The organism is Hymenobacter terrenus (assembly GCF_000972495.1).
In the GTDB taxonomy this organism is placed as follows: domain Bacteria; phylum Bacteroidota; class Bacteroidia; order Cytophagales; family Hymenobacteraceae; genus Hymenobacter; species Hymenobacter terrenus.
Genome location: NZ_LATM01000079.1, coordinates 1 through 3577, shown reverse-complemented (window position 1 = coordinate 3577; position 3577 = coordinate 1). Strand labels below are relative to the sequence as shown.

The 3577-nt window shown below is 60.2% G+C and carries 2 protein-coding genes; both read right to left on the bottom strand.

Annotated features, from left to right (window positions below; genetic code table 11):
* The coding region (locus WX88_RS26410; protein WP_046247434.1) for a fibronectin type III domain-containing protein at positions 1–2403 on the bottom strand (2403 nt) is incomplete at its 3' end.
* Between the two features lie 235 nt (positions 2404–2638).
* On the bottom strand, positions 2639–3577 hold a 939-nt coding region (locus tag WX88_RS26405), incomplete at its 5' end, for a PA14 domain-containing protein (RefSeq protein ID WP_046247433.1).

Sequence of the window (3577 nt, the reverse complement as noted above, 5' to 3'; positions counted from 1 at the left end):
CACGTAGCCGTAGAAGTGGAAGCCGAAGTTGTCGGCTTGCAGGGCGGGGGACAGGTCGAAGGTCGCGGTGGCACCAGTCCGAACGATGGGCAGCGTGTCGAAGTCGGGCAGTTGGGTCCAGGTGCCCTCATGGTAGTTGTAGTTCAGGCCTGCCACGGTGCCGGTGGGGTTGTCGGGGTTACGCAGCGTCGTGGTGGGGGGCGGCGTGGTGGCGTCGAGCGTGCGGAAGGGGGCCGAGGGGCTGAAGGCGCTGCTGCTGCTGGCGCTGCATACGGTCTGGACTTGGAACTCGTAGTTACTCGACGCGGTCAGGCCGGTGAGGGCTTTGTTGGCAGTGGTGCTGGTGGTGCTGGTCCAGGCCGTGGTGGTACCCGAAACACGGTACTGCACGTTGTAAGACGTGGCGCCCGAGACGGCCGTCCAGGCTAGCGTGGCACCGGTGCTGCTCACTCCCGAGGTGTTCAGACCCGACGCTACGCCGCAGTTGTTAGCCGTGAGGAACGTGGCCGAAGGGCTGAAGGCACTGTTGCCGCCGCTGCACACGGTCTGCACCTGGAATTCGTAGGTAGTGGTGGCCGTCAGGCCGGTGAGGGCCTTGCTGGCGGTGGTGCTCGTGGTGCTGGTCCAGGCCGTGGTGGTACCCGAAACGCGGTAGCGCACGTTGTAAGACGTGGCGCCCGAGACGGCCGTCCAGGCCACGGTAGCGCCGGTGCTGCTCAGGCTCGCGCTTGGGGTGTTCAGGCCCGTCGCTACGCCGCAGGGTATGAAGCTGCTCTCGTAAGCACCCATATCCACGGTGCCGCCGATTACGCGGGCGGTGGTGCCAGTCAGGTCGTTGGTGGAAAAAGTTGCTACACTATTGGTCAGGCCTGCGTTGATGGCCGGGCTAATGGGGCTGGTGGTCCGGAGGTTGAAGTTGGCGGTGGTCCAGTCGAAGCTCGCATTGATGAACTGCGGATTGCCGACCAGGTTAGTGCCGGTGGGGATGGTCACCGATTTGGGCACGGGGGCGTCGTCGGCGCTGGTGCTGGTGCCGCTGCCAGTGCTGGTGAGCGTGTTGTTGGTCGTGTTGACCGTGATGTTGCCGCCGGAGAACAGGTTGTTCACATACTGGACGTTCTTCGTAGTGCTCACTTCATTGAAGACCAGGTTGCCGGGCAGCCCCACGGAGATGTTGTTCTGGAAAAGCATGTCGGTGGCTTGGTTGCCATAGATTTCGCCGTTGTCGATTTCGGTGCTCTGCGAGTTGAGGTAGGCCGTGTTGTTGACGATGTCGCCGTGGCTGCTCTTGAAGAATTGGATGCCCGCGCCGCCGTTATTGACCACCAGGTTATTGGCTATCAGGAACCGGCCCGTGTAGGTGGTGGCTTGGTCGAACGTCGGATTGCCGTTGGCGTCTTTGATCACATTGTTGTTGGCGTCTTTGGCATACCGGTCGTTGAGGTCCGCGATAATGCCGTTGCCGTCGGTAATGCCCCGGCAGGGGTTTGATGCCTGAGTATCCTTACTATACCACGGCACGTAGAGGCGGTTGCCGAAGATGCGATTATTGCGGATAATCATGTGATAGCCTGCGTTCTTGTCGACGTTCCTGCTAGTGAGAATGGAGATGCCACTGCCGCCAAAGATGGTGTACCAGCAGTTGTTGTAGATCAGGTTGTTCTCGATGGTGACATAATCCGTTTTGATAGCGGCAATGCCGCAATTACCGGCTTCAAAAATCTCGTTGTCGATGAAGCGCAGGTGGTGAGGTGTGCCGGTATCGTCGCCTTCCGCGTTGATGCCGGAGCCATTGTATTCGTCCTGCCATTTACCTGCGCTGAAGTTTGCACAGGCGCCCAGTCTGGGGCGGCTGCTGTTGATGCCCTGGGTCAGGGCCGAGGTGTTGTTGGGGGTGCCGGTGGCGCCAGGTGTGCCGCTGGGGGGGGTGGAGCCGTCGGCGTTTTTGATAGGGGCATTGTTGAACGAGCTGTTGTTGCCCTGAATGCGAAAGCCCCGGATTTCCACATAGGACACATTGCCTTTGATCTGAAAGCCCTGCCAGCTGGAGAATCGGATCAGGGGTTTGGCATCGCCCGGATAGTCGCGGAAGACGATGTATTTCGCGGGGGACGTACTGGTTGCGGGTGTGCCTGAACTTTTGATGGTTACAGCCCCGCCATCGTATAGGTTTTTGTAAGGCTCCTTGCTGGCGCGTACATACACCACGTCACCCCCCTTGAGAACATACTGGCCAGCGGCATTTTTCAAGTCGGCGATGTGCTGAATGGTCTTGAAGGGGGAGGTCACCGTCAGGCCATTGTTGATATCGTTGCCACTGTCGTTGGAGACATAGTAATCGGTGGCGTGTGCGCCGAACCAGGCTCCAGTGCCCAGTAACAACGACAGAATAAGTTTTTTCATGACTTAAAAAAGGGTTGGGGTGAAAGTGGTTATCTGGCAACGTTGCCGGATCAAATGTTGCCCTTTTTACACCTGAATATCAACGCCCTATCGGCCATAAGGGATAAACAACACGAATCCATGGTTCAACGACACAGAATTGATGTTCATTAATACCACACTTTTATTGAGTCACGCCGAAAAGGCCTGCTCCCGAAGGAGCAGACCTAGTCGTTTAGAAAGAAAAGACTGGCGCCTATTTATCCAGTGCTAAGCGGGAGAAGGAGGTGCCCGTGGGCGTGATCAAGCGCACGTTGAACAGAGCCGAGCCTTGGTGAGCGGGGGCCGCAAAGACGGCTTCATGCGGGCCAGCGCTCTGTTGGCCATCGACGAGCACAGCCACGATACGACCTAGGCCATCGAGCACTTCCAGGCGCACGGCACCCGCTTGCTCGACGGTGTAGCTGAGCGTGGCCCGGTCGTGGGCCGGGTTGGGGTAGGCGCTCAGCGCGGCGCTTGCACCAGCCGCCTTGGCGGTGCCCAGGGCCGTGCGGGCGCTGGCGCTGAAGTCGCGGCGGGTCAGGGCCGAGGCGGGGATGATTTTCTTGCTCACGCCGGGGCCTTCGTAGAGCACTTGCAGGAATTCGACGCCGGTGGCCTCGAAGTAGTCGACGGCGATGAAGTGCAGGCCAGCTTTGAGGCCGATTTTGCCGGTCTGCTCGAGGTTGGCATTGTGCAGGCCGTCGTTGCTGACGACGAGCTGGTTGCCGATGTAGAGCTTGGTGCCCTCGTTGGACTTGGTGCCGAAGGTGTACTCGCCATCGGCGGGCACGCTCACGTAGCCGTAGAAGTGGAAGCCGAAGTTGTCGGCCTGGCTGGCGGCGCTCAGCTCGAAGGTGGTGGTGTTGCCGGGCTTAACGGGGGTCAGGGTGTTGAAGTCGGGCAGCTGGGTCCAGGTGCCTTGGTAGTAGTTGTAGTTCACGCCGGGGGCCAGCGCCCCGGTGGGGTTGTCGGGGTTACGCAGCGTCGTAGTGCTGGGCGGCGGGGGCGTCGTGGTGGTGGCGGTGCTTTCGTAAGCGCCCAGGTCCACGATGCCACCGGCGACGCGGGGATTGCCAGCCAGATCGGTCGTGGAGAGTTTGTTGTTGACGCCCGCGTTGATGGCGGGGCTGATGGGGCTGGTGGTCCGGAGAGT